The 20,838-nt window shown below is 72.9% G+C and carries 17 protein-coding genes and 1 pseudogene; 8 read left to right on the forward strand and 10 right to left on the reverse strand.

What is annotated here, in order from left to right:
• Window positions 1-88: 88 nt before the first annotated feature.
• Window positions 89-1,018, forward strand: coding sequence for an NAD-dependent epimerase/dehydratase family protein (locus O7613_RS30245; protein WP_282291220.1), 930 nt, complete (start codon window positions 89-91; stop codon window positions 1,016-1,018).
• Between the two features lie 75 nt (window positions 1,019-1,093).
• On the opposite strand, the gene O7613_RS30250 is transcribed toward O7613_RS30245, so the two are convergent.
• Both O7613_RS30250 and glpX read right to left on the reverse strand, forming a co-directional pair.
• Window positions 1,094-2,020 carry a DMT family transporter gene (locus O7613_RS30250; protein ID WP_282294653.1) on the reverse strand — a complete coding sequence of 309 codons (927 nt, stop codon included), beginning with the start codon at window positions 2,018-2,020 and terminating at the stop codon, window positions 1,094-1,096.
• 26 nt (window positions 2,021-2,046) lie between these two features.
• A complete protein-coding gene (glpX, locus tag O7613_RS30255) occupies window positions 2,047-3,078 on the reverse strand; it encodes a class II fructose-bisphosphatase (protein ID WP_282291221.1) in 1,032 nt (343 codons plus the stop codon).
• Between the two features lie 159 nt (window positions 3,079-3,237).
• Here glpX and O7613_RS30260 point away from each other — a divergent pair, with 159 nt between their 5' ends.
• Entirely contained in the window at window positions 3,238-3,957 is a 720-nt protein-coding gene (locus O7613_RS30260) for a DUF4245 family protein (protein ID WP_282291222.1), read from the forward strand.
• Between the two features lie 79 nt (window positions 3,958-4,036).
• Window positions 4,037-4,879, forward strand: a complete 843-nt coding sequence (locus O7613_RS30265; RefSeq protein WP_282291223.1) for a hypothetical protein — start codon at window positions 4,037-4,039, stop codon at window positions 4,877-4,879.
• A 49-nt stretch (window positions 4,880-4,928) separates the two neighbouring features.
• Here the strand turns inward: O7613_RS30265 and O7613_RS30270 are convergent, their stop codons facing one another.
• Both O7613_RS30270 and xseA read right to left on the reverse strand, forming a co-directional pair.
• Window positions 4,929-5,141, reverse strand: coding sequence for an exodeoxyribonuclease VII small subunit (locus O7613_RS30270; RefSeq protein ID WP_281584939.1), 213 nt, complete (start codon window positions 5,139-5,141; stop codon window positions 4,929-4,931).
• 13 nt (window positions 5,142-5,154) lie between these two features.
• On the reverse strand, window positions 5,155-6,414 hold the full coding sequence (gene xseA, locus O7613_RS30275) for an exodeoxyribonuclease VII large subunit (RefSeq protein WP_282294654.1): 1,260 nt from the start codon (window positions 6,412-6,414) through the stop codon (window positions 5,155-5,157).
• 84 nt (window positions 6,415-6,498) lie between these two features.
• Here xseA and O7613_RS30280 point away from each other — a divergent pair, with 84 nt between their 5' ends.
• Window positions 6,499-7,485, forward strand: a complete 987-nt coding sequence (locus O7613_RS30280; protein ID WP_281584937.1) for a 4-hydroxy-3-methylbut-2-enyl diphosphate reductase — start codon at window positions 6,499-6,501, stop codon at window positions 7,483-7,485.
• A 37-nt stretch (window positions 7,486-7,522) separates the two neighbouring features.
• Window positions 7,523-7,921, forward strand: a complete 399-nt coding sequence (locus tag O7613_RS30285) for a hypothetical protein (RefSeq protein WP_281584936.1) — start codon at window positions 7,523-7,525, stop codon at window positions 7,919-7,921.
• Window positions 7,922-8,091: 170 nt separating this feature from the next.
• Here O7613_RS30285 and O7613_RS30290 read toward each other — a convergent pair whose 3' ends face one another.
• Window positions 8,092-11,397 carry a S8 family serine peptidase gene (locus tag O7613_RS30290; RefSeq protein WP_282291224.1) on the reverse strand — a complete coding sequence of 1,102 codons (3,306 nt, stop codon included), beginning with the start codon at window positions 11,395-11,397 and terminating at the stop codon, window positions 8,092-8,094.
• Window positions 11,398-11,544: 147 nt separating this feature from the next.
• Complete coding sequence (locus tag O7613_RS30295) at window positions 11,545-12,723, reverse strand: DNA recombination protein RmuC (protein ID WP_281584934.1); 1,179 nt, start codon at window positions 12,721-12,723, stop codon at window positions 11,545-11,547.
• A 55-nt stretch (window positions 12,724-12,778) separates the two neighbouring features.
• Between O7613_RS30295 and O7613_RS30300 the strand changes: the two genes are divergently transcribed.
• Window positions 12,779-13,579, forward strand: coding sequence for a hypothetical protein (locus O7613_RS30300; RefSeq protein ID WP_282291226.1), 801 nt, complete (start codon window positions 12,779-12,781; stop codon window positions 13,577-13,579).
• Window positions 13,580-13,648: 69 nt separating this feature from the next.
• Here the strand turns inward: O7613_RS30300 and ppc are convergent, their stop codons facing one another.
• Window positions 13,649-16,435 (reverse strand): phosphoenolpyruvate carboxylase, encoded by a 2,787-nt coding sequence (ppc, locus tag O7613_RS30305; protein WP_282291228.1) that lies wholly within the window; start codon window positions 16,433-16,435, stop codon window positions 13,649-13,651.
• A gap of 123 nt (window positions 16,436-16,558) precedes the next feature.
• Window positions 16,559-17,608, reverse strand: a complete 1,050-nt coding sequence (locus tag O7613_RS30310) for a hypothetical protein (RefSeq protein ID WP_282291229.1) — start codon at window positions 17,606-17,608, stop codon at window positions 16,559-16,561.
• An 84-nt stretch (window positions 17,609-17,692) separates the two neighbouring features.
• On the opposite strand from O7613_RS30310, the gene O7613_RS30315 reads away from it, so the two are divergent.
• Window positions 17,693-18,733 carry a S66 peptidase family protein gene (locus tag O7613_RS30315; protein ID WP_282291230.1) on the forward strand — a complete coding sequence of 347 codons (1,041 nt, stop codon included), beginning with the start codon at window positions 17,693-17,695 and terminating at the stop codon, window positions 18,731-18,733.
• Here the strand turns inward: O7613_RS30315 and O7613_RS30320 are convergent.
• Entirely contained in the window at window positions 18,727-18,954 is a 228-nt protein-coding gene (locus tag O7613_RS30320; protein ID WP_281584929.1) for a winged helix-turn-helix domain-containing protein, read from the reverse strand. The two genes, O7613_RS30315 and O7613_RS30320, sit on opposite strands and share 7 nt — an antisense overlap.
• A gap of 207 nt (window positions 18,955-19,161) precedes the next feature.
• On the opposite strand from O7613_RS30320, the gene O7613_RS30325 reads away from it, so the two are divergent.
• Entirely contained in the window at window positions 19,162-19,470 is a 309-nt protein-coding gene (locus O7613_RS30325) for a hypothetical protein (protein WP_282291231.1), read from the forward strand.
• 618 nt (window positions 19,471-20,088) lie between these two features.
• Here the strand turns inward: O7613_RS30325 and O7613_RS30330 are convergent.
• A pseudogene (locus O7613_RS30330) lies at window positions 20,089-20,757 on the reverse strand (cyclase family protein); the annotation flags it as partial.
• Window positions 20,758-20,838: the final 81 nt, after the last annotated feature.

Here is a 20,838-nt window from a genome sequence, read left to right on the forward strand (position 1 = left end):
TTGACATTCGGCCTCGTCCCGAGTCATGCTCTTCTTCGAGAGCGGTGCTCTCGCTTCGGACTACTGCTTCAGAGAAGGTGGACCCGCCATGGCCCTGCACGTGATCGTCGGCGCCGGCCCCGTCGGCACCGCCACCGCCCGCCTCCTCACCGAGCGTGGCGAGCGGGTGCGGATGGTGACCCGGCGTGGCACCGGCCCGGAAGACCCGGCGGTCGAGCGGATTGCCGCCGACGCCGCCGACCCGGCGCGGCTCACCGCGCTGACCGAGGGCGCGGTCGCGCTCCACAACTGCGCCAACCCGGCGTACCACAGGTGGGCGACGGACTGGCCGCCGCTGGCCGCCGCGCTGCTCACCGCCGCCGAACGCAGCGGCGCGGTGCTCGCCACCGTCGGCAACCTCTACGGGTACGGCCCGGTGGACGCCCCCATGACCGAGGCGAACCCGCTCGCCGCCACCGGCACCAAGGGCCGGGTCCGCAACCGGATGTGGGCCGACGCCCTGGCCGCGCACCGCGCCGGTCGGGCCCGGGTCACCGAGGTACGCGGCTCCGACTACATCGGCGTCGGCGGCGTCTCGCTGGCCATGATGGTGCTGCCCCGGGTGCTCGCCGGGAAGCGGGTGTTCCTGCCCGTCGACTGGGACGCGCCGCACACCTGGACGTACGTGCCGGACGTCGCCCGTACCCTCGTCGCCGCCGCCACCGACCCGCGGGCCTGGGGCCGGGCCTGGCACGTGCCGAGCGCGCCGGCCACCTCGATGCGGGACGTGGCCGAGCGGACGGCCGCCCGGGCCGGCGCGCCCGCGCCGCGGCTGACCCGGATGCCCTACCCGGTGCTCTGGGCGGCCGGGGTGGTCAACCCGTACGCCCGGGAACTGCGGGAGACCGCGCACCAGTTCGCCGGGCCGTTCGTGCTCGACTCCACCGCGGCGACCGAAACGCTCGGCATCGAGCCGACCCCGCTGGACCGGATCATCGAGGAGATCGTCGCCGGCCTGCGCACCCCGTCCGCGCGTTAGGCGGGGGCCCCGCTTAACGCCTCGTGTTAAGCAGGGCCCCCGCCTCTACCGAAAGCGTTAAGCGGGGCCCCCGCCTTACCTCCGGACGGCGGCGATGAGGACGGCGACCAAGGTAAGGGCGGCGCCTAGCAGGGTGTTCACGCCGGGGTGGCTGGCGGCGGTCGGCAGCACCACGTCCAGCAGCACCGCGCCGACGATCTGCCCGGCGATGGTGGCCAGGCCGAGCAGCAGCACCCCGGTGAACCGGACGAGCGCGGCGGCAAGCGCGATGAACACGATGCCGAGCGGGCCGCCGAGATAGAGCCACGGCTCGCTCGGCAGCCGGCCGGTCGGCCAACCGCGCACCGCCACCTCCACCACGAAGGTGGCGAGCAGCGCGACCGTACCGACGGCGAAGTTGACGAGCGTGGCGGTCACCGCGCTGTCCGCCGCGGCCCGGACCCGGCCGTTCACCGCCTGCTGCCAGGCGATGCCGACCCCGCCGGCCAGCGGCAGCAGGGCCAGCGCGAGCGCCCCCGGGTCGCCGAGCCGGTCGCCCACCGCCAGCAGCACGGCCAGCACGGTGAGCACCGCGCCGATCAACCGGTTCGGGGTGACCGGCTGCCGGCCGGTCGGGCCGATGCCGGCGCGGTCGACGAGCAGGCTGCTGCCGGACTGCCCGGCCACCACCGCGACGGTGAAGACGGCCACGCCGAGCGCGCCGATGGTGAGCCCCTGGGCCGCCACCAGGAAGGCGCCGCACACCCCGCCCAGGCACTGCCACGGCCGCAGGACGCCGGCGCGCAGGGCTCCCCGCAGGGCGGTCAGTCCCCGCCGGCCCCCGGGGGTGGCGGGGACCAGCACCAGCAGAACCAGCAGGCCCAGGCCGAACGAGACCACCGCGGCGGCGATCCCGTCGGCCAGCCGTACGCCCAACTCGCCGTTGATCCGGGACTGGAGGGCCACCAGGACGCCGCCGGCGGTGGCCAGCCCGACGCCGGCGACCCGCCGCCCGGTCGACAGCGTCGGTGGTGCCGCCGTCCCGGCCGTCACTCCTGCTCGGCCAGCGGGCGTCCGTCGAAGTCGACCGCCGAGTAGAGGGCGAGCTTCTCCAGGCGGTGGTACGAGTCGATGACCCGGATCGTGCCGCTCTTGGAGCGCATCACGATCGACTGGGTGTACGCCCCGCTGTTCCGGTAGCGCACGCCGCGCAGCAGGTCACCGGAGGTGACGCCGGTGGCCACGAAGAAGCAGTTGTCGCCGGTGACCAGGTCGTCGGTGAACAGCACCCGGTCCAGGTCGTGCCCGGCGGCGATCGCCTTCTCCCGCTCGGCCGCGTCCTTCGGCCAGAGCTTCGCCTGCATCACGCCGCCCATGCACTTCAGCGCGCAGGCCGCGGTGATGCCCTCGGGGGTGCCGCCGATGCCCATCAGCACGTCCACGTCCGACTCGCCCCGGGCCGCCGCGATGGCCCCGGCGATGTCGCCGTCGGAGATGAACCGGATGCCCGCGCCGGTGCGCCGGATCTGCTTCACCAGGTCGTCGTGGCGCGACCGGTCCAGCACGCAGACCGTCACCCCGGCGGTGTCGGTGCCCTTGACCTTCGCGATCCGGCGGATGTTCTCGGCCACCCCGGCGTTGATGTCGACCACGTCGGCGTACATCGGGCCGACGGCCAGCTTCTCCATGTAGAAGACCGCGCTCGGGTCGAACATCGCGCCGCGTTCGGCGACCGCGAGCACGGCGAGCGCGTTCGGCATGCCCTTGCTCATCAGCGTGGTGCCGTCGATCGGGTCGACCGCCACGTCCACCTCGGGACCGGTGCCGTCGCCGACCTCCTCGCCGTTGAAGAGCATCGGGGCGTTGTCCTTCTCGCCCTCGCCGATCACCACGACGCCCCGCATCGGGATCGAGTTGATCAGCTTGCGCATGGCGTCGACGGCGGCGCCGTCGCCGCCTTCCTTGTCGCCCCGGCCGACCCAACGGCCCGCGGCCATGGCCGCGGCCTCGGTCACCCGGACCAGATCGAGGGCGAGGTTGCGGTCGAGATCCTGGGGCGTCCGCGTCCTGGTGGTTGTCATGGCGGCCTCCTCCTCGCGACGTTGCGGGGTGGACCGGCGGGAGCACGGCCGTCGCCGCCGCCGGTTTGTCGCTGATCCTCACACGATCTCAGGTTCACCGCCCCGGCGGGGCGGAGGAGGCCAGGATCACCTCACCCGAACGGCTGCGACAATGGCCGGGTGGAACCCGCACAGCCTGCCGACCGCGTACCGCCCGACGCCACCCCGCCCGACGGGCAGCCGCCGGCGCGGCCCACCGCCGACGCGACGCCGCCGGACGGGTCGCCCGCGCTCGTCGAGTCGCCCGCGCCGGCTGCCGACGCGGGGGACCGGTCCGCGCCGCCCGCGGACGCCGGGGACCGGCCCGCGCCACCCGCCGGCCGGGACAAGGCCCGCTCCGAGCGGTCGCCGAAGGACATGGTCCTGTCGCTGCTCATCCTGCTGGTCCCGATCGCCCTGCTGATCGCCTTCTACCGCGGGTTCCTCGGCGGCGACTCGCCGGCCACCGTCGACCCGGAGCCCGCCCTGGAGCAGGCCCGGTCGGCGAACGCCTTCCCGGTCGCCGCGCCGTCCGGGCTGGACTCCGACTGGCGTACGGTCACCGCCCGCTTCCGCACCGAGGCGGACGGCGCCACGCTCCGGATCGGGTACGTCACCCCGGAGGGCCGGGGCGCGCAGCTCGTGGAGAGCGACGTCCCCGCCGAGAAGCTGCTGCCGGCCGAGCTGAGCGACGGCCAGCCACAGGGTCCGGTCGACCTGCCCGACGGGCTGAGCTGGCAGCGGTACACCGCCCGCGGCAACGAGCAGGCGCTCGTCCTGCTGGAACCGGACCGCTCGATCATCGTGGTCGGTGACGCGGGGGAGACCGAGCTGCGTCGCCTCGCCACGTCGCTGCGCTGACACCCGGTCGGGATTGCGGAACGCCACTTCCGGGAACAGAAGGGACACGAGCCTGGATGACCCACCTGGAGAGGTTGACGTGAAGATACGACGCTTCAGCGCCACCGCGTTCGCCGCGGCGCTGCTCATCCCCGGCCTGGCCGCCTGCAACGGCGCCGGGACCGGGACCTCCGACGCCTCCGCGACCCCCGGCGCGTCCGCCAGCGTCGCCCCCAGCGCCACCACGTCCGGCAGCGCGGCCAAGCAGGCGCTGCTCGACTCCACGAACGCGATCCGCGAGGGCAACTTCCGGTTCACCATGACCGGTGCCGGCTCCACCGCCGAGGGGCAGGTGCACGAGCCCAGCCAGAGCGCCGAGATGCGGATGACGATCGGTGACCCGTCGTCGGACCTGTCGATGAAGCTCGACCTCATCCACGCCAAGCCGGACAGTTGGGTCAAGCTGGAACTGGGCGGCACGGCCGCGGCCCAGATCCCCGGCGCGAAGAACATCAACACCGGCAAGTACCAGCACCTCGACCAGAACCGGATCAAGGGCAACCGGGCGCTGGGCTTCGACTTCGAGAAGGTCGACCCGGCCGGCAGCGCCGTGCTCACCAAGGGCGTCACCGAGGTACGGCAGACCGGCGACGGCGCGTACGCGGGCACCGTCGACGTGTCGAAGGCCGCCGAGGCGGGCTCGCTCGACCCGGCGATGATCACCGCGCTGGGGGCGCAGGCCCAGTCGGTGCCGTTCACCGCCAAGGTCGACCCGCAGGGCCGGCTCAGCGAACTGGTGCTCCAGATCCCGGCCGCCGGCCAGAGCGCCGCGCAGGACCTGAAGATCACCTACACCGACTACGGCAACGCCGCCGCGGCCCAGAAGCCGCCCGCCGACCAGGTCGTCGAGGCGCCGCAGGAGCTCTACAAGCTGTTCAACTGAGCGCGACAGTTCGTCGACGCACCCCGCAGGCGCGCGCCTGCGGGGTGCGTCACTCCTCGGGGCGCTGCCGGGCGGCGTCGATGCGGGCCCGGGCGCCGTCCAGCCAGCGCTGGCACACGCCGGCCAGTTCCTCGCCGCGCTCCCACAGCGCCAACGACTCCTCCAGCGAGGTGCCGCCGGCCTCCAGCCGTTCCACCACCGAGGCCAGCTCGGCGCGGGCCTGCTCGTAGCTGAGCTGCTCGTTCCTGGTCGCTTCAGTCATCGGTCCCCTCTCATCAGCCGTCGACGGTGGCGGTCAGCTCGCCCTCGGCGAGGCGTACCCGAAGTGGATCGCCCTTGGCCACCGCGGACGCCGCGCGGACCACGTGGCCGTCGGCCCGCTGGACGATGGCGTAGCCGCGGTCGAGCGTGGCCGCCGGGGAGAGGGCACGCAGCCGGGCCAGGGTGTGCCGCAGGTCGTCGGCGGCGGCGCCCAGCCGGTGCTCCAGGGACCGGCCGGCGCGGTCGTGCAGCGCGGTGACCTCGGTGGCCCGCTGGTCGACCATCACCTGCGGCCGGGCCAGCACCGGGCGGGAGCGCAGCAGGTCGACCCGGTGCTGCTCGCGGTCGACCAGGTGGCGCACGGCCCGCTCCAGCCGCGACCGGGCCTGACCGATGAGGCGGACCTCCTCGGTCAGGTCGGGCACGATCCGCTTCGCCGCGTCGGTGGGCGTGGAGGCGCGCACGTCGGCCACGTAGTCGAGCAGCGGCGCGTCGGTCTCGTGGCCGATCGCGCTGACCACGGGCGTGCGGCAGGCGAAGACCGCCCGGCACAGCGCCTCGTCGGAGAAGGGCAGCAGATCCTCCAGGCTGCCACCGCCGCGGGCGATGACGATCACGTCGACCGCCGGGTCGGCGTCGAGCACCTTGAGCGCGCCGACGATGTCGGGCACCGCGCCCGGCCCCTGCACCGCCACGTTGACGGTGCGGAAGTCGACCGCCGGCCACCGGCGTCGCGCGTTCGTCAACACGTCCCGCTCGGCCGCCGAGGCGCGCCCGGTGATCAGGCCCACCCGGCCGGGCAGGAACGGTGGACGCCGCTTGCGCGACCGGTCGAACAACCCCTCGGCGGCGAGCAGCTTCTTGAGCTTCTCCAGCCGGGCCAGCAGCTCGCCCAGGCCGACCTGGCGGATCTCGTCGGCGCGCAGGCTGAGCGTCCCTCGCGCGGCGTAGAACTCCGGTTTGGCGTGCAGCACCACCCGGGCGCCCTCACGCAGCTCCGGCGCGCCCGCGTCGAGCACGTCGCGGTTGGTGGTGACGGTCAGGCTCAGATCGGCCGAGGGGTCACGCAGGGTGAGGAACACGGTGGCGGCGCCGGGCCGGCGGCTGATCTGCGCCACCTGGCCGTCGACCCACACCCAGCCGAGCCGGGCGATCCAGGCGCCGACCTTCTGGCTGACCACCCGGACCGGCCACGGCTCCTCCGACGTGCTCCGGTCCGACGGCGTGCTCCGGTCCTGGGGCGTGCTCCGGCCGGAAGGCGTGCTCCGACCCACCTCACCCGCGCTCACGCCGCCCACCCTACGGCGCGGGCCCGACAGCCCGGGGCAGGGTGCTCGCGGCGCACGTACGATGGTCGGGTGACTGATGCGCAGACGACTCCCCGGACCGGCAAGCGCGTGCTCCTGGCCAACCCCCGCGGCTACTGCGCGGGCGTGGACCGGGCGGTGCAGACCGTCGAGGAGGCGTTGAAGCTCTACGGCGCGCCGATCTACGTACGCAAGCAGATCGTGCACAACCGGCACGTGGTGCGGACACTGGAGGCCAAGGGCGCGATCTTCGTGGAGGAGAACGAGGAGGTGCCCGAGGGCGCCACCGTCATCTTCTCCGCCCACGGCGTGGCGCCCGAGGTCTACGCGCAGGCGAAGGAGCGCTCGCTCAAGGCGATCGACGCCACCTGCCCGCTTGTCACCAAGGTGCACCACGAGGCCCGGCGGTTCGCCCAGCAGGACTACGACATCCTGCTGATCGGGCACGAGGGGCACGAGGAGGTCATCGGCACCGCCGGTGAGGCCCCCGCCCACATCCAGCTCGTCGACGGCCCGGACAGCGTCGACCAGATCACCGTGCGTGATCCGGAGAAGGTGGTCTGGCTCTCCCAGACCACGCTGTCGGTGGACGAGACGCTGGAGACCGTGGCCCGGCTCAAGACCCGGCTGCCGCTGCTCCAGTCGCCGCCGAGCGACGACATCTGCTACGCCACCTCCAACCGCCAGCACGTGGTCAAGGAGATCGCCCCCGAGTGCGACGTGGTGCTCGTAGTCGGCTCGCGCAACTCCTCGAACTCGGTCCGACTGGTCGAGGTGGCGGTGGACGCCGGCGCCCGCGCCGGTCACCTCGTCGACTTCGCCCACGAGATCGACGACGCCTGGCTGGAGGGCGCCCGCACGGTGGGGCTGACCTCCGGCGCCAGCGTGCCGGACGACCTGGTGCAGGACGTGCTCGCCCACCTGGCCGAGCGCGGCTTCGCCGACGTCGAGGAGATCACCACCGCGGACGAGCGGCTGACGTTCTCCCTGCCCCAGGAGCTCAAGCGCGACATGAAGGCCGCCGCGGCCCGCGGCTGACCGGGAACGGATCCGCCGCCGACCGCGTCCAACCGACATGAAGACTCCTCGGACGGTGCTCGTCGCCCTGCTCGCCGCTGCCGCGCTGACCGCCTGCGCCGAGCCGGGCGACGAGCCCGCCGGCCCCAGCCCGACGGGAGCCGCCACGGTGACCAGCCAGTCCGAACCCGCTCCCAGCACCAGCAGCCCGGACCCCACCTGGAAGGGCGGCCCGTCGACGCCGCCCGGCGTCGGCGGCACCACCCTCAACGGCACCATCCGTGCCGGGGTCGAGCCGAACTGCCTCCTGCTCGACGACCACCTGCTGGTCGGCGGCCCGCGCGACCTGCTCAAGCCCGGCGCCAAGGTGCAGGTCACCGGCCGCCCCGAGCCGGGCATGGTGACCACCTGCCAGCAGGGCACGCCGTTCGTGGTCGAGTCCGCCCGCCGGGCCTGACCGGCCGCAGCGCCGCCGCCAAACCCGCCTGACGACCGCCTCGGCCGACGGCCGCCTCGCCTGACGGCCCTCCCGTCTGACGGCCCTCCCGTCTGACGGCCCTCCCGTCTGACGGCAGGAGCCCCGCCCCCCGGATGCGGGGGACGGGGCTCCGTCGTACCGGCGGGACGTCAGTCGACCGCGTTGATCTCCACCGAACCGCGGCCGACGACCGCGCCCTCGACGGTGGTGACGGCCATGTCGCCGTACAGCTCACGGCCCGTCGACGAGGTGGACAGGGCGGTCACCGAACCGGTCAGGGTGGCGGTGGCGCCGTTCGCGAGCGACAGCGGCGTGTTCGGCGCGGCGAGCGAGCCCAGCGCCGGGGACGCGAACGAGTCCCGGTAGTCGTACGCCGTGCCGCCGGCGGCCACCGCGTAGCCGTCGATGACCACCCGGTAGGTGCCGGCGACCGGGTTGGTCAGGGTGACGGCCTCCTCCGAGTCGCCGTCGGCCGACCGGCCCACCTCGGTGGCCCCCCGGAAGACGAACAGGTCCAGGTCGGCGCCGAGGTCGGAGGTGTTGCCGATCCGGGCGGAGAACGACGTGGTCCCGGCCGGGATGTCCACCGTGTATTCCTGGGTGGTGCCCTCGGTGATGGTCGGCCGCTCGGCGCGGACGCTTGCGAGTGGCCCGCCCACGCCGGTCACCTGCACCGGGCCGAACGTGTTGGTCAGCTTCCAGCTCACCGGGGTCGGCGTGCCGGCGGTGACCGACGGGAGCTGGACCACGGCCGGCTCCACCTGCACGCCCTGCACCCGCGCCTGGAGCTGGAACGGGTTGTCGAGCGCCGGCGAGGTGCGCCGCGCCTCCACCTCGATCTCCCAGACGCCCGGGATCGGGTTCTGGTAGTCCCGCTCCTGCGGCTTGCAGGCGGCGGCGTCGGAGAAGTTGGTGTAGCAGGCGGTGCTCGCGGTGCTCTCGACCGGCACGCCGTACGGGTTGATGGCGATGAACCGGGTCTGTGAGCCGGTGGCGATGCCGGACAGGTTGACCTGGAGCGCGCCCGCGCCCTGCGGAACCGTCACGAAGTAGGACGTGAACCCGTTCCGCTCGACCGAGCCGTTCGCCGAGTACGAGTACGCCGGGGCGGCCACCGCGTTCGAGGCGACCACGACGGTGGCGACCTCGAAGTCGACCACCGAGGTGGCCGGGTCGTCGACGGTCATGATCGCGCCGTGCGCGCCGGCCGTCATCGGCTTGGCCTTCACCTTGACCGTGACGGTCTTGTTCAACGGCAGCCACACCTCCTTGGGGGAGGTCCAGGTGCCGTCGTTGCCGCGGAAGTCGACCAGGTGCCGGATGCCCTTGTTCGGCCCGCTGGTCCGGGTCAGCTCGACCTCGTAGTAGCGGCCTTCCTTGACCGCCTGGCCACCCCGGTCGGCGGCGCAGCGGTTGTAGATGCCGGTGCCGACGTTCGGGTTCGGCATGAACGTGCCGGAGGCCCGGTCGTAGCGGGTCAGGTTCGGTGACAGCTCGGTGCAGACGTCGGCCGCGGAGGTGTAGGTGCGGGTCTGCACGCCCGCGGCGAGCAGGTCCCACGCGCCCGGCACGTTGAACATGCCGTAGCCCTGCGCGTACGTCGGGACGCCCTCGACCGGTTCGGCCGAGGTGTAGACGGCCCGGCGCAGCGCCGCCGGGGTGACCCCGGCGCCGGTCGCCTTCGCCGCCGACAGCAGCAGCGCGGCGGCGCCGGTGGCCTGCGGGGAGGCCATCGAGGTGCCGTTGAGCATCTGGTAACCCGGGGGCAGCGGGTAGCCGGCCTCCGGCACCGGGTTGCCCGGCTGCCAGGTCGGCGCGGTGGAGATCGCCGAGCCGGGCGCGGTGATGTTCGGCTTGAAGCCGCCGTCCTCACGCGGGCCGCGGGAGGAGAAGTTGAACAGCGCGTTGTCCTTGCGGACCACCGAGCCGTAGTTGGCCAGCCAGGTGTCCCGGCTGACGTTCGCCGCGACGCTGACCACGTCGGTGGCGACCGAGGGGTCGCCGACGGTGTTCACGCCCGGGCCGGAGTTGCCGGCCGAGAGGAACAGCTGCACACCGTAGATGTTGATCAGGTCGTTGTAGAGGACCGCGCGGGCGTTCGAGCCGTCGTTGAGCGCCGGCAGGCCGCCGATCGACATGTTCACCACGTCGACCTTGCGGTTGACCACCAGGTCGACCATGCCGGTGGTGAGCGCGGCGGCGGTGCAGCCGCCGCCCCAGGAACAGGCCCGGGCGGAGACCAGCTTGGCGCCCGGGGCGGCGCCGTCGAAGGCGCTGTTGCCGAGCATGTCGTTGGCGGCGGTGATGCCGGCGACGTGGGTGCCGTGGGTGCTCTCGATGATGCCGATGCTGACGTAGTCGACCAGGCCGGGGCCGCCCACCGGGGTGGTGTCGACGTTGCGCCGGTATTCGACCACGAACGGGATCTGCTCCCGCACGGCGGTGTCCGGGTTGTCCGTGCCGAAGTGGCCGACCTGGAACTTCTCCTTGTACGGCCGCATCACCTCGTCGTCGGTGAAGTCGCGGTTCTGGTTCGCGTCGACGCGGATGTCGCCGTTCGCGGGGTTGTAGAGGATGCCGAACGTGTCGGTCTTGTCACCGTCGCGGTTGACGTCACCGGCCGGGTCGCTGGCCGCGGTGATCGCCTCGCTGAACTGGTTGAACCGGTAGGTGCCGGCGGGTGCCGTCCAGGTCACGGCCGAGGCGCCGGTGCCGGTGGTGAACGTGGGACCGGCGACCTGGGTGATCATCGGTCGCCAGGAGGCGTCCTCAAGCGGGTCGGTCGCGGTGACCCAGTCGACGATCTTGCGCTCGCCGGTGGTGGTCTTCTGCAGCGCCGGCTGGTCCAGGTCGACCCCGGAGTCCATGATGCCGATGGTGACGCCCCGGCCGTCCCACTCCGGGTGCGCGGCCTTGAAGGCCTCCGCGCCGGTCTCGTTTGTCGGCATGTACGGGTTGACCGCGCCGGTGCCCGCACCGGGCCCGGCCAGCGTCTCACCCTGCTCGGCCGCCTTCGCGCCGTTCGGGGCGGCCTCCGGTGCCGGGTCGGGGAGCGTGATGGTCTCGTCGAGGTCGACGGCGGCGACGCCGGGCAGCGTGGCGGCCTTGAGCGCCTTGGCCGTCGGCACCTTGGCCAGCACGTAACCGACCTGGTCGTAGCGCTGGCTGACGGTGGCGCCGAGACCGGCGAGCCCGTCGACGACCTTCTTGGCCGAGCCCTTCCGCGCCGCGATGATCATCGTGACGGTGGGCGCGTGCTTCGCCTCCGCCGCGTCGAGCAGCTTGGCGTCGTGGGCGCCCAGGGCCTTCGCGGCGGTCGGCGGCGAGGGTTGCGGGGCGGCGGGGGCCGCGCTCGCGGTGCCGGCGCCACCCCCGACGGTGATGGCCCCGGCCGCGAGGACCGAGGCGAAGAGCGCGGCGGAGGGGCGCCGACTCCGGTTGAGGGGTTGACTCACGTTCTCTTCCTCCAGAGAACAGGGCCCTTCAGGGGCGGGGCACGTGTGACGCAGATCCTGCGTGGCACGACCGGCCGTGTCACCAGTGGATTAAGGTTTGTGACCACTCCGTGACGAGATCGACCGTCATCGTCGCACCTGACTGTGTTAGACGTCGATATCTGCCGGCCGTTCGGCCGATGTGGACGGCTGGGCCAACAACTCGGGCGCCTGCGGCTGCCGGGGCGCGAGCTCGACCTGCGCCGGAGCGGCCAGCTCGTCGCCGGAGACGCCCAGCTCGGCCAACTTGCGCGCGCTCACCAACACCCGGGACTCCAACGAACCGACCGCCCGGTTGTAGGCCGTCACCGCCCCGCTCAACGAGCTGCCCAGCTTGCCCACGTGGTCGCCGAGCGTGGACAACCGCCCGTACAGCTCACGGGCCAGCGAGTGCACGGTCGCGGCGTTGCGGGCCAGCGCCTCCTGCCGCCACGAATAGGCGACCGTGCGCAGCAGCGCCACAAGGGTGGCCGGCGTGGCCAGCACCACGTTGCGGGCGAACGCGTGCTCCAGCAGCGCCGGGTCGCGCTGCAACGCGACGTCGAGGAACGGATCGGCCGGCACGAACAACACCACGAAATCGGGGGTCTGGTCGAACGCGGCCCAGTAGGACTTGGCGGCCAGACTGTCCACGTGCGCCCGCAGGTGCCGGGCGTGCGCGTCGAGCTGGGTGTCCCGCCCGCGTTCGTCCCGCGCCTCCATCGCGGTCAGGTAGGCGTCGAACGGCGCCTTCGCGTCGACCACCACCGTGCGCCCGCCGTGCAGGCGTACCACCAGGTCGGGCCGGACCCCCTGATGCTCGGTGGCGGCGGTGACCTGCTCGTTGAAGTCGCAGTGCTCAAGCATGCCGGCCGCCTCGACGATCCGGCGAAGCTGGTGCTCCCCCCAGCGGCCCCGCACCTGGGGTGCGCGCAGCGCCGCGACGAGCTGCTTGGTCTCGGTGCGCAACTCACCCGAGACGGTGCCCATCGCGCGGACCTGCTCGCGCAGCTCGGCGTACGCGTCGACCCGGTCGTGCTCCAGCTCGGCGACCCGCTGCTCATAGCGGCGGAGCGTGTCGTGCAGCGGCGCCACCGCGCGCGCCACCGCCTCCTGGGACTGCGCGGTCGCCTCGTAGCTGAGCGCCCGCATCGACTGCTCCAACCGCCCCTCGCCCTCCCGGGTGGCCGCCAGCGTCGCCTCCAGCCGGGCCACCTCCGCCGCCGAGCGCGCCCGGGCCGCCAGCCAGCCCACCGCGCCGCCCGCGGCGAGGCAGAGCACCACCACGGCCAGGGTCGAGAAGCTCATGCCAGAGAGCTTGCCAAACGGGTACGACGTGCGCGCGGTGGGTACGTTCGAGGTCATGGACATTGCCCTGTGGCTGTTCCTGGTGCTGATGCTCGGAGGTGCGCTGGTGTTCTGGCGGTGGGGAAGCAGGTCCCGGCGGGCGAACGAGCTGGCGGACGCCCGCGCCGAGGCGCAGCGGTGGTACGAGCGGCTCGGCGGCCAGCTGATGAACCTGCACGGCGACGAGCCGGCGGTCCGGCAGGCGCTCGCGGACGCCGGTGAGCGGTACAACGCGGCCGGCTCGCAACTGGAGCAGGCGCGTACCACGAACCAGTTCGCGCTGGCGCGGGAGACCGCGCTGGAGGGGCTGGCGTACATCCGCGCGGCGCGGACGGCGATGGGCATCGACCCGGGCCCGGAGCTGCCGCCGCTGGCGGCTGCCCGCGGCGCCGGCGCGCTCACCAAGGAGCGTGAGGTCGACGTGCAGGGCCAGCGGTTCCGGGCCGGCCCGCAGCCGGGCGCTCAGACGCCCTACTACTACCCCGGCGGCCGGCTCCAGGGCCGGCCGGTGCCCGCCGGTTGGTACTCGACGCCGTGGTGGAAGACCGCGCTCGGCGCGGGCGCCGGGGTGATCGGCGGCATGTTGATCGCGGACGCGCTCTTCTCACCCGCGTTCGCCGACCCGGGCTACGGCTACGACTCCGGCTATCAGGAGGGGTTCCAGGACGGCTTCGGCGACGGCCAGGACTACGGCGACCAGGGCGGCGATTTCGGCGGCGGTGACCCGGGCGGCGGCGATTTCGGCGGCGGTGATTTCGGCGGCGGTGGTGACTTCGGTGGCTTCGGCGGCGGCGACTTCGGCGGCGGCGACTTCTAACCGGAGCCAGGTGTTAAAAGGGGCCCCCGCCTATGCAGAATGCGTTAAGCGGGGGCCCCTCCTTACACCTCAGCCGGTGTTGCGCATGCCGGCGGCGATGCCGTTGACCGTGGTCAGCAGCGCCCGCTCCAGCGCCGTGCCGTCGTTCGGGGCGCGTCGGCCGCCCGGCGCGGTGGCCACCGCCCGGCCGGCGGCGCCGGACTCGCGATACTGCCGCAGCAACGCCACCTGAAGGTGGTGCAGCGGCTCCAGGTAGGTGTCCCGCACCGCGAGCGTGCGCTGGAGCACCGGCGAGTTCTCCAGCAGGGCCGGCGAGCCGGTCACCGCCAGCACCTCCCGCTTGGTCAGCTCGTACTCCTCCTCGATCTTCGCGAAGATCGGGTGGAGTTTCTTCGGGACCAGGGTCTCCACGTAACGGCGGGCGATGCTCAGGTCGGTCTTGGTCAGCATCATCTCGACGTTCGACAGGAACGTGCGGAAGAAGTGCCAGTTCCGGTTCATCTCGGCGAGCACGTCGGCCAGGCCCGCCTCCCGAGCGGCGGCCAGCCCGGAGCCCACGCCGAACCAGCCCGGCACGATCTGCCGGGTCTGCGTCCAGCCGAACACCCACGGAATGGCGCGCAGCCCGGACAGGCCGGCGCCGGTGTTCGGGCGCTTCGCCGGCCGGGAGCCGATGTTCAGCGCGCCGAGCAGCTCGGTCGGGGTGGACGCCCAGAAGTAGGCCGGCAGGTCCGGATCCTCGACCAGGGACCGGTAGGACCGGAACGCGGAGGCGGACACCACGTCCATCGTCGCGTCCCAGCGCTCCAGCATCTCGGCCGGCTGCCGGGGCGCGGTGTGCAGCAGCGTCGCCTGGAGCACGGCGGCCACGGTCAGCTCCAGGTTCTCCCGGGCCAGCGCCGGCAGCGTGTATTTGTCGGAGATGACCTCACCCTGCTCGGTCACCTTGATCGCGCCGTCGAGCGTGCCGTAGGGCTGGGCCAGGATCGCCTCGTGGGTGGGGCCGCCGCCCCGGCCGACCGTGCCGCCCCGGCCGTGGAACAACCGCAGGTGTACGCCGTGCCGGGCGGCCACGTCCCGCAGCGCCCGCTGGGCCCGGTGGATGGACCACTGGCTGGTGGTGATGCCCGCTTCCTTGTTGGAGTCGGAGTAGCCGAGCATCACCTCCTGCACGTCGCCCCGGGCCGAGACGAGCGCCCGGTACGCCGGCAGCGACAGCAGCTCGTCCAGCAGCTCGCCGCCGGAGTCCAACTCGGCCGGCGTCTCCAGCAGCGGCACGATGCCGACCCGGGCCCGCCCGCTCTGCACGTCGACCAGGCCCGCCTCGCGGGCCAGCACCACGGCGGCGAGCACGTCGTCCACGCCGAGCGTCATCGAGATGATGTACGACTCGATGACCTCGGGGCCGAACCGGTCCTGCGCCTCGCGGATCGCGGAGAACACGTCGAACGTCTTGCGGGCCGACTCGGTGAGCGGGCTGTCCTGGGTGGAGAGCGGCCGGCGGCCGGTCAGCTCGTCGGCGAGCAGCTTGGCGCGCTCCAGCCGGCTCAGCGACGGGTAGTCGGACACCTCGCCGACCGCCTCGTAGAGCTGCGCCAGCACCTCGTGGTGCTTCTCGGCGTGCTCCCGGATGTCCATCGTGGCCAGGTGCAGCCCGAACGCGGACACCGTACGGATGGTGGAGGCCAGCCGACCGACGGCGGTGAGCTGGCCGGAGTTGCGGGCCAGCGAGGCGCGCAGCAGCTCCAGGTCGGCGACCAGCTCGGTCGAGCCCTGGTAGTCCCGGCCCGGCACGTGCGGGGTGCCGGCGCGCAGCCGCACCCGGGTGTTCGCGAGCTTCGCCTTCACGCAGCGGGCCTTGAGCCGGTAGGGCTCCTCGGCGTTGACCCGGCGGAACCGGGGCGCCACCTCGGGCAGCGCGTCCAGGTCCTTGGCCAGGCTGGCGGAGAGGTCGAGGGAGACCGCGCGCAGCCGGCGGGAGACGCTGACCTCGCTGATCAGCTCGTCCATCGCCTTCTCGGTGGCCTCGATGCCGTGCTCGTGCTGGATCCGCAGCACCTCGCGGGTGACCGTCGGGGTGACGAACGGGTTGCCGTCCCGGTCGCCGCCGATCCAGGTGCCGAACGACAGCGGGCGGGCCGTCGGCGACGTCTCCACGCCGAGGGTGCGCAGCGTGTCGGCGAGGTCGTCGAGGACCTGCGGCGCCGCCTCGGCGTGCAGGTCACGCAGGTAGTAGATGGCGTTGCGGGCCTCGTCGGTCGGGTCCGGCCGGTCCAGCCGCAGCTCGTCGGTCTGCCACATCAGATCGAGCAGCTCGGCGAGGCGGCGGTTGGCCGGGCCCTCGTCGCTTGCACCGTAGAGGATCGCGTTCGCGGTCTCGGCGTCCAGCTCGTCGGCGACGGCGCGCAGCTTGGACAGGATGGACCGGCGGGCCGCCTCGGTGGGGTGGGCGGTGAAGACCGGGCGGACGGCCAGCCGGCGGGCCGCGGCGGCGATCTCCTCGGCCGGTACGCCGCGCTCGGCGATCGTCTTGGCGGCCTGGTCCAGCCAGCCGCCGTGGGTGGCGCGGCGGCGGCGCAGGTCACGGGCGCGGTGCACCTGCTCGGTGATGTTCGCCAGGTGGAAGTAGGTGGAGAAGGCGCGGGCCAGCTTCGTGCCGGTGCTGACGTCGAGCCCGGCGAGTCGCTGGGCCGCGGCCGGCGCGTCGGAGCGGACCTGGGCGCGGATCTCCTCGACCAGGTCGAGCAGTGGCCGGCCCTCCTGGCGGGCCAGGGTCTGCCCGAGCAGCGTGCCGAGGCGGCGGATGTCGGCCCGGAGAGCGGCGTCGGGGCCGTCGTGGTCATGCTGGTCGGTCACGGTGCGCTCCTTACGCGAGGACGAAGGACAGCGCTGTCCGACTCCCCTGGATGGTAGTCGCGTGCGCCCCGACCGCAGGAGGGGGACGACGTGATGATCTGCACTCTGGGACGCGCCGGCCGGTCAGCCCTCGGCGCGCCGCGCGCCGGCGGCGTGCCGCCCCGGCGCGGTCCGGGTGGCCCGTCGGCGGGCCCGGAACATGGTGGCGGTGAGCAGCCCGACCAGGCCGGCGACCACCCAGACCAGCAGCCCGGTCAACGCCCAGCCGCCGCCGCGCCAGTCGAAGTAGACGGCCGACTTGAACAGGTCGGTGGCGAGTCCGGGCACGTTCCAGCGGTGCATCCCGCGCAGGAACGGCGGCAGGAACTCGGGCGCGTAGATGCCGCCGGAGCCGGGGTTGCCGAGCACCACCAGCAGCAGGATCACGATGCCGGTGCCGAGCAGTCCGAGCCACGCCTGCACGGCCGCCGCGACCATCCCGGCCGCGAACGCGGCGAGCGCGCCGATCACCGCGATGGCCGGCACGTTGTGGCCGAAGACGTCCAGCACCGGCCCGACCAGGATCGCGCCGATCATGCCGAGCAGGATGGAGTGCACCGCGAGTGTGGCGATCCGCAGTCCGGCCCGGCGCAGGTCGCGCGGGCTGGTGCCGAGCGAGATGCCGAGCGCCGTGGACGCCAGGTAGCCGCCGAGCACCACGCCGACCGCCAGATAGAACGGGACCAGGCCGCGCGGGTCGCCGCCGGAGACCGGCACCTCGTCGGTGACCTGGAGCGGCACGTCGGCCTGCCGGGCCGCCTCGGTGAACACGTCGGTGACGAGTTCGGTGGCGGCGGGCGCGCCGGCGCTGGCCGTGGCCAGGGTGAGCCCGCCGCCGGGGTCCGAGTGCAGCACCGCGTACACCGATCGGTCGCGCAGGCCGCCGACGGCGCGTTCCTGGCTGTCGTACCCGACGGGTTTGATGGTGTCGGTGCGGGCGCGGACGGCCGACATCACGGCCTGGGCCTGCTGGTCGGTGGTGACCACGGCGACCGGCACGTCCTTCGGGTCCGGCTTGTGCAGCGCGCCGACGTAGGCCGCGATGAACGCGCTGGCGAGCGCCAGGGTGCCGAGCACCAGCGCCGCCGTGCGGGGCAGCCAGTCCCGGGTCCGCAGCTCCGGCTCGTCGTCCACGGCCTCAGCCTATTGCCCTCATATGCCTGGCCTGCGGGGTTTCGCCGGGCTGAAATCGCTGGTGCGGGCCGATAGCGTCGGATCATGACACCGCCGCGTTACCCGACCAAGCCGCAGCCGGGCGACCGGGTCGCGGTCGTCTCACCCTCCGCCGGCCTGCCGGCTCTCTTCCCCCACGTGTACGAGCTGGGCCTGCGCCGGCTCCGCGAGGACCTCGGCCTGGAGCCGGTGGAATATCCGACCACCCGCGTCATGGGCGCCGACCCGCGCGACCGGGCCCGTGACCTGACCGCCGCGTTCGCCGACCCGACGATCACCGCGGTGCTCGCCACCGTGGGTGGGGACGACCTGATCACGGTCACCCCGTTCCTCGACGACGACGTGCTGCGGGCCAACCCGAAGCCGTACTTCGGCTACTCCGACAACACGAACGTGCTCAACCACCTGTACCGGCTGGGGATCGTGGCCTACCACGGCGGTTCGGTGCTGGTGCACCTCGGCCGCTCCGGCCGGGCACACCCGCTGACGCTCGACTCGCTGCGCACCGCGCTGTTCACCACCGGCTGGTACGACCTGACCCCGGCCGCCGAGTGGGGCGACGAGCCGCTCGACTGGCAGGACCCGACGACGTTGACCGAGGAACCGCCGATGCTGCCGGGCGAGGGCTGGCGCTGGCACGGGCCGGCCCGGGTGGTCCAGGGGCGCACGTGGGGCGGCAACCTGGAGATCCTGCACTGGCTGGCGGCGGCCGACCGGGTGCCGTCCGCCGCCGAGTTGGCCGGCTCGGTGCTGGTGCTGGAGACCTCGGAGGAGATGCCGCCGGCCGAGGAGGTCTTCCGGATCGTGCGGAACCTGGGCGAGCGCGGCCTGCTCGCCGGTTTCCCGGCCATCGTGGTCGGCCGACCCAAGGCGTGGGACTTCGACCACCGGTTGTCGGTCGCGGAGCGGCTGGCCTGGGGCGAGGCGCAGCGGGCGGCGATCCTGCGGGCGATCGGCCCGTACACCGGCGACCCGGTGGTGGTCTTCGACGTCGACCTCGGTCACACCGACCCGCAGCTGATCATCCCGTACGGCGGGGAGATCCGGGTCGACGCGGTCGAACGGCGGATCGCGGTGCGCTACTGACCGCGCTGCTCCCGCACGAACACGCCAGCGCCGGGCGCGCCCTCGACGAGTCCCCGCGCCTTCAGCCAGTCGATGGCGGAACGCACCACCTGGCGGGAGACGTCGAACTCGGCGCACAACTCGGTGCCGGAGGGCAGCTTCGCGCCGGGCGGATAGTCGCCTGATTCGATGCGCTCGGTCAAGGTCTCGATGAGGCGTTGCTTCTTGGTATAGGCAGGCATGGGTCGACTCCGTGGCAGGTGCACCCATGTGATCACGGCGGACGACGGAGCGTCAATCAAATGTCGTGGCAGGTATTGACCTGACATGACAGGTAGTCGTAGGTTGCATCTGGGTGACCGTGGCAGGTCCCCACGACGCATAAGGCGGCCCGGGGTGGAGGTGGCACTCCGCTCCCCGGGCCTTGACCGGGAAGGAAGCCCCGGCCCATGAGCAATCTATCGAACATCGCCCACCCGCCCTGGTGCCTGCGCGGCCCGGACTGCGCCGGCCGCAACGGTCTGCACCTGTCCCGCCTCGTCGGCACGGCGGTCCGGGGCGACGAGGTGATCCAGGCCGGAGTCGGCCTGTGGCGGATGGACGTCGGCCCGGCGTCGCCGACCGGCCTGCTGTTGGAGCTGTCGGCAGGTGAGGACGTCGAGCGATGGCCGATCGACCTGCCCCAGTCCCGCGCCCTGATCCGCACGTCCCAACACCTGCTCCGCCACCTGACCCCCACCGCAACTCACGCCGCCTGACCGCCCCCACCGCCCCACCGGCTCGGTGGACTGTCACGGGCATCTCAGCCCCCGCCACCCCGCCCGCTTGATCAAGGAGTTCGTGTCGCCGAACGCGCTCTCCAGCACCCCAACTCCTTGGTCAACTCGCGCATCGCACCCGCCCACGTCGATCATGAAGTTGGCGGCGCTTCAGGAGATCAACTTCGCCGCTAACTTCATGATCACCCGGCTTGGCCCATGGGGGGCGGAGGTGGGCTTGACCGCTTCGTTGATCTCGGGCTTGCGGAGGCGGGGTATGTCTTATTTGTTGAAAATGTGAGGGCTGCGATTCCCGGGAGTGATGGCACTGTCCGGGATCTTGGAGGGAAATGGCCCCTGGAGGGGCGCTCAGCTTCCAAGATCTCTCCTGCTTCCGGGATGCGGGAGAGGTCGTGCGCCATGTGGGACTGTCGGTGGTTGGGCGTCGTGCGCGTGTCGGGGTGCTCGGGCACGTGTGACGTTCACCGGACGCTCACACGGCGGAGCCGCGCCAGCGCTACCGACCCGGCCGGCGGCGCGGAGCGTCCGACTTGTCGTCGCCAACGTCATGAACCCCTTGACGGCCCCCACTTACCGATCGACGCATACAGCGGGCGGTCAGACGACGGCGAAGGCGCGGACCGGGAAGGTGCCCATGCCGGCCACCCGTGGCGGGGCGGCGGTGAACCGGAAACCGGCCGGCGGCAGCGCGTCCAGGCCGGTCAGGTGCTCCACGATCGGGATGCCGGCGGCGAGCAACGTGCTGTGTGCCGGGCGCTCGCCGGCGGCCGCCGGGGTCATGTCGTCGATGTTGATCGAGTCGATACCGACAAGCGTGGCACCCGCTGCGACCAGCCAGGATGCGCCGTCACCGGTCAGGAACGGCGCGTCCGGGGCGGCGTACCGATCGGTGCCGAAGTGGGCGTCCCAGCCGGTGTGCAGCAATACGGCCCGCCCGGCCACCTCGTAGGGGGCGAGCAGCAGCCGGTCCACCGCCCGGGTGCCGGCGGGTACGCGCACCATCACGCCGGGCAGGTCGGCCAGCTGGTCCAGCCCGACCCCGGTCAGGTCGGCCCCGTCGGCGTAACGGTGCGACGGCGTGTCGACGTACGTGCCGGTGTTGGCGATCATGTCGATGCGGGCGACGTGGAACTCGACGCCCGGCGCGTACCGCTGACGGGACGCCTCCCGGGTCAGCCACTCGGTGATCCGGGGCGCCGGCCAGCCGGGCAGCGTGACCGTGCCGTCGCCGATCACGTGACTCAGCTCGACGAGACGCCGCCCGCCGGGCCGCGCCAGATAATCGCCCACCCGCCCACCGCACCACGCCCCCTCCGCCCCCGTCAACAAGCGCCGCTGATTCACGGA

The sequence above is a fragment of the Micromonospora sp. WMMD975 genome, assembly GCF_029581215.1.
Classification (GTDB): Bacteria; Actinomycetota; Actinomycetes; order Mycobacteriales; family Micromonosporaceae; genus Micromonospora.

Coding starts and splice junctions, on each gene's coding strand:
- O7613_RS30245 (WP_282291220.1), top strand. CDS start 89: ATGGCCCTGCACGTGATCGTCGGCGCCGGCCCCGTCGGCACCGCCACC.
- glpX (WP_282291221.1), bottom strand. CDS start 3,078: ATGACAACCACCAGGACGCGGACGCCCCAGGATCTCGACCGCAACCTC.
- O7613_RS30270 (WP_281584939.1), bottom strand. CDS start 5,141: ATGACTGAAGCGACCAGGAACGAGCAGCTCAGCTACGAGCAGGCCCGC.
- O7613_RS30285 (WP_281584936.1), top strand. CDS start 7,523: ATGAAGACTCCTCGGACGGTGCTCGTCGCCCTGCTCGCCGCTGCCGCG.
- O7613_RS30295 (WP_281584934.1), bottom strand. CDS start 12,723: ATGAGCTTCTCGACCCTGGCCGTGGTGGTGCTCTGCCTCGCCGCGGGC.
- O7613_RS30300 (WP_282291226.1), top strand. CDS start 12,779: ATGGACATTGCCCTGTGGCTGTTCCTGGTGCTGATGCTCGGAGGTGCG.
- O7613_RS30315 (WP_282291230.1), top strand. CDS start 17,693: ATGACACCGCCGCGTTACCCGACCAAGCCGCAGCCGGGCGACCGGGTC.
- O7613_RS30320 (WP_281584929.1), bottom strand. CDS start 18,954: ATGCCTGCCTATACCAAGAAGCAACGCCTCATCGAGACCTTGACCGAG.
- O7613_RS30325 (WP_282291231.1), top strand. CDS start 19,162: ATGAGCAATCTATCGAACATCGCCCACCCGCCCTGGTGCCTGCGCGGC.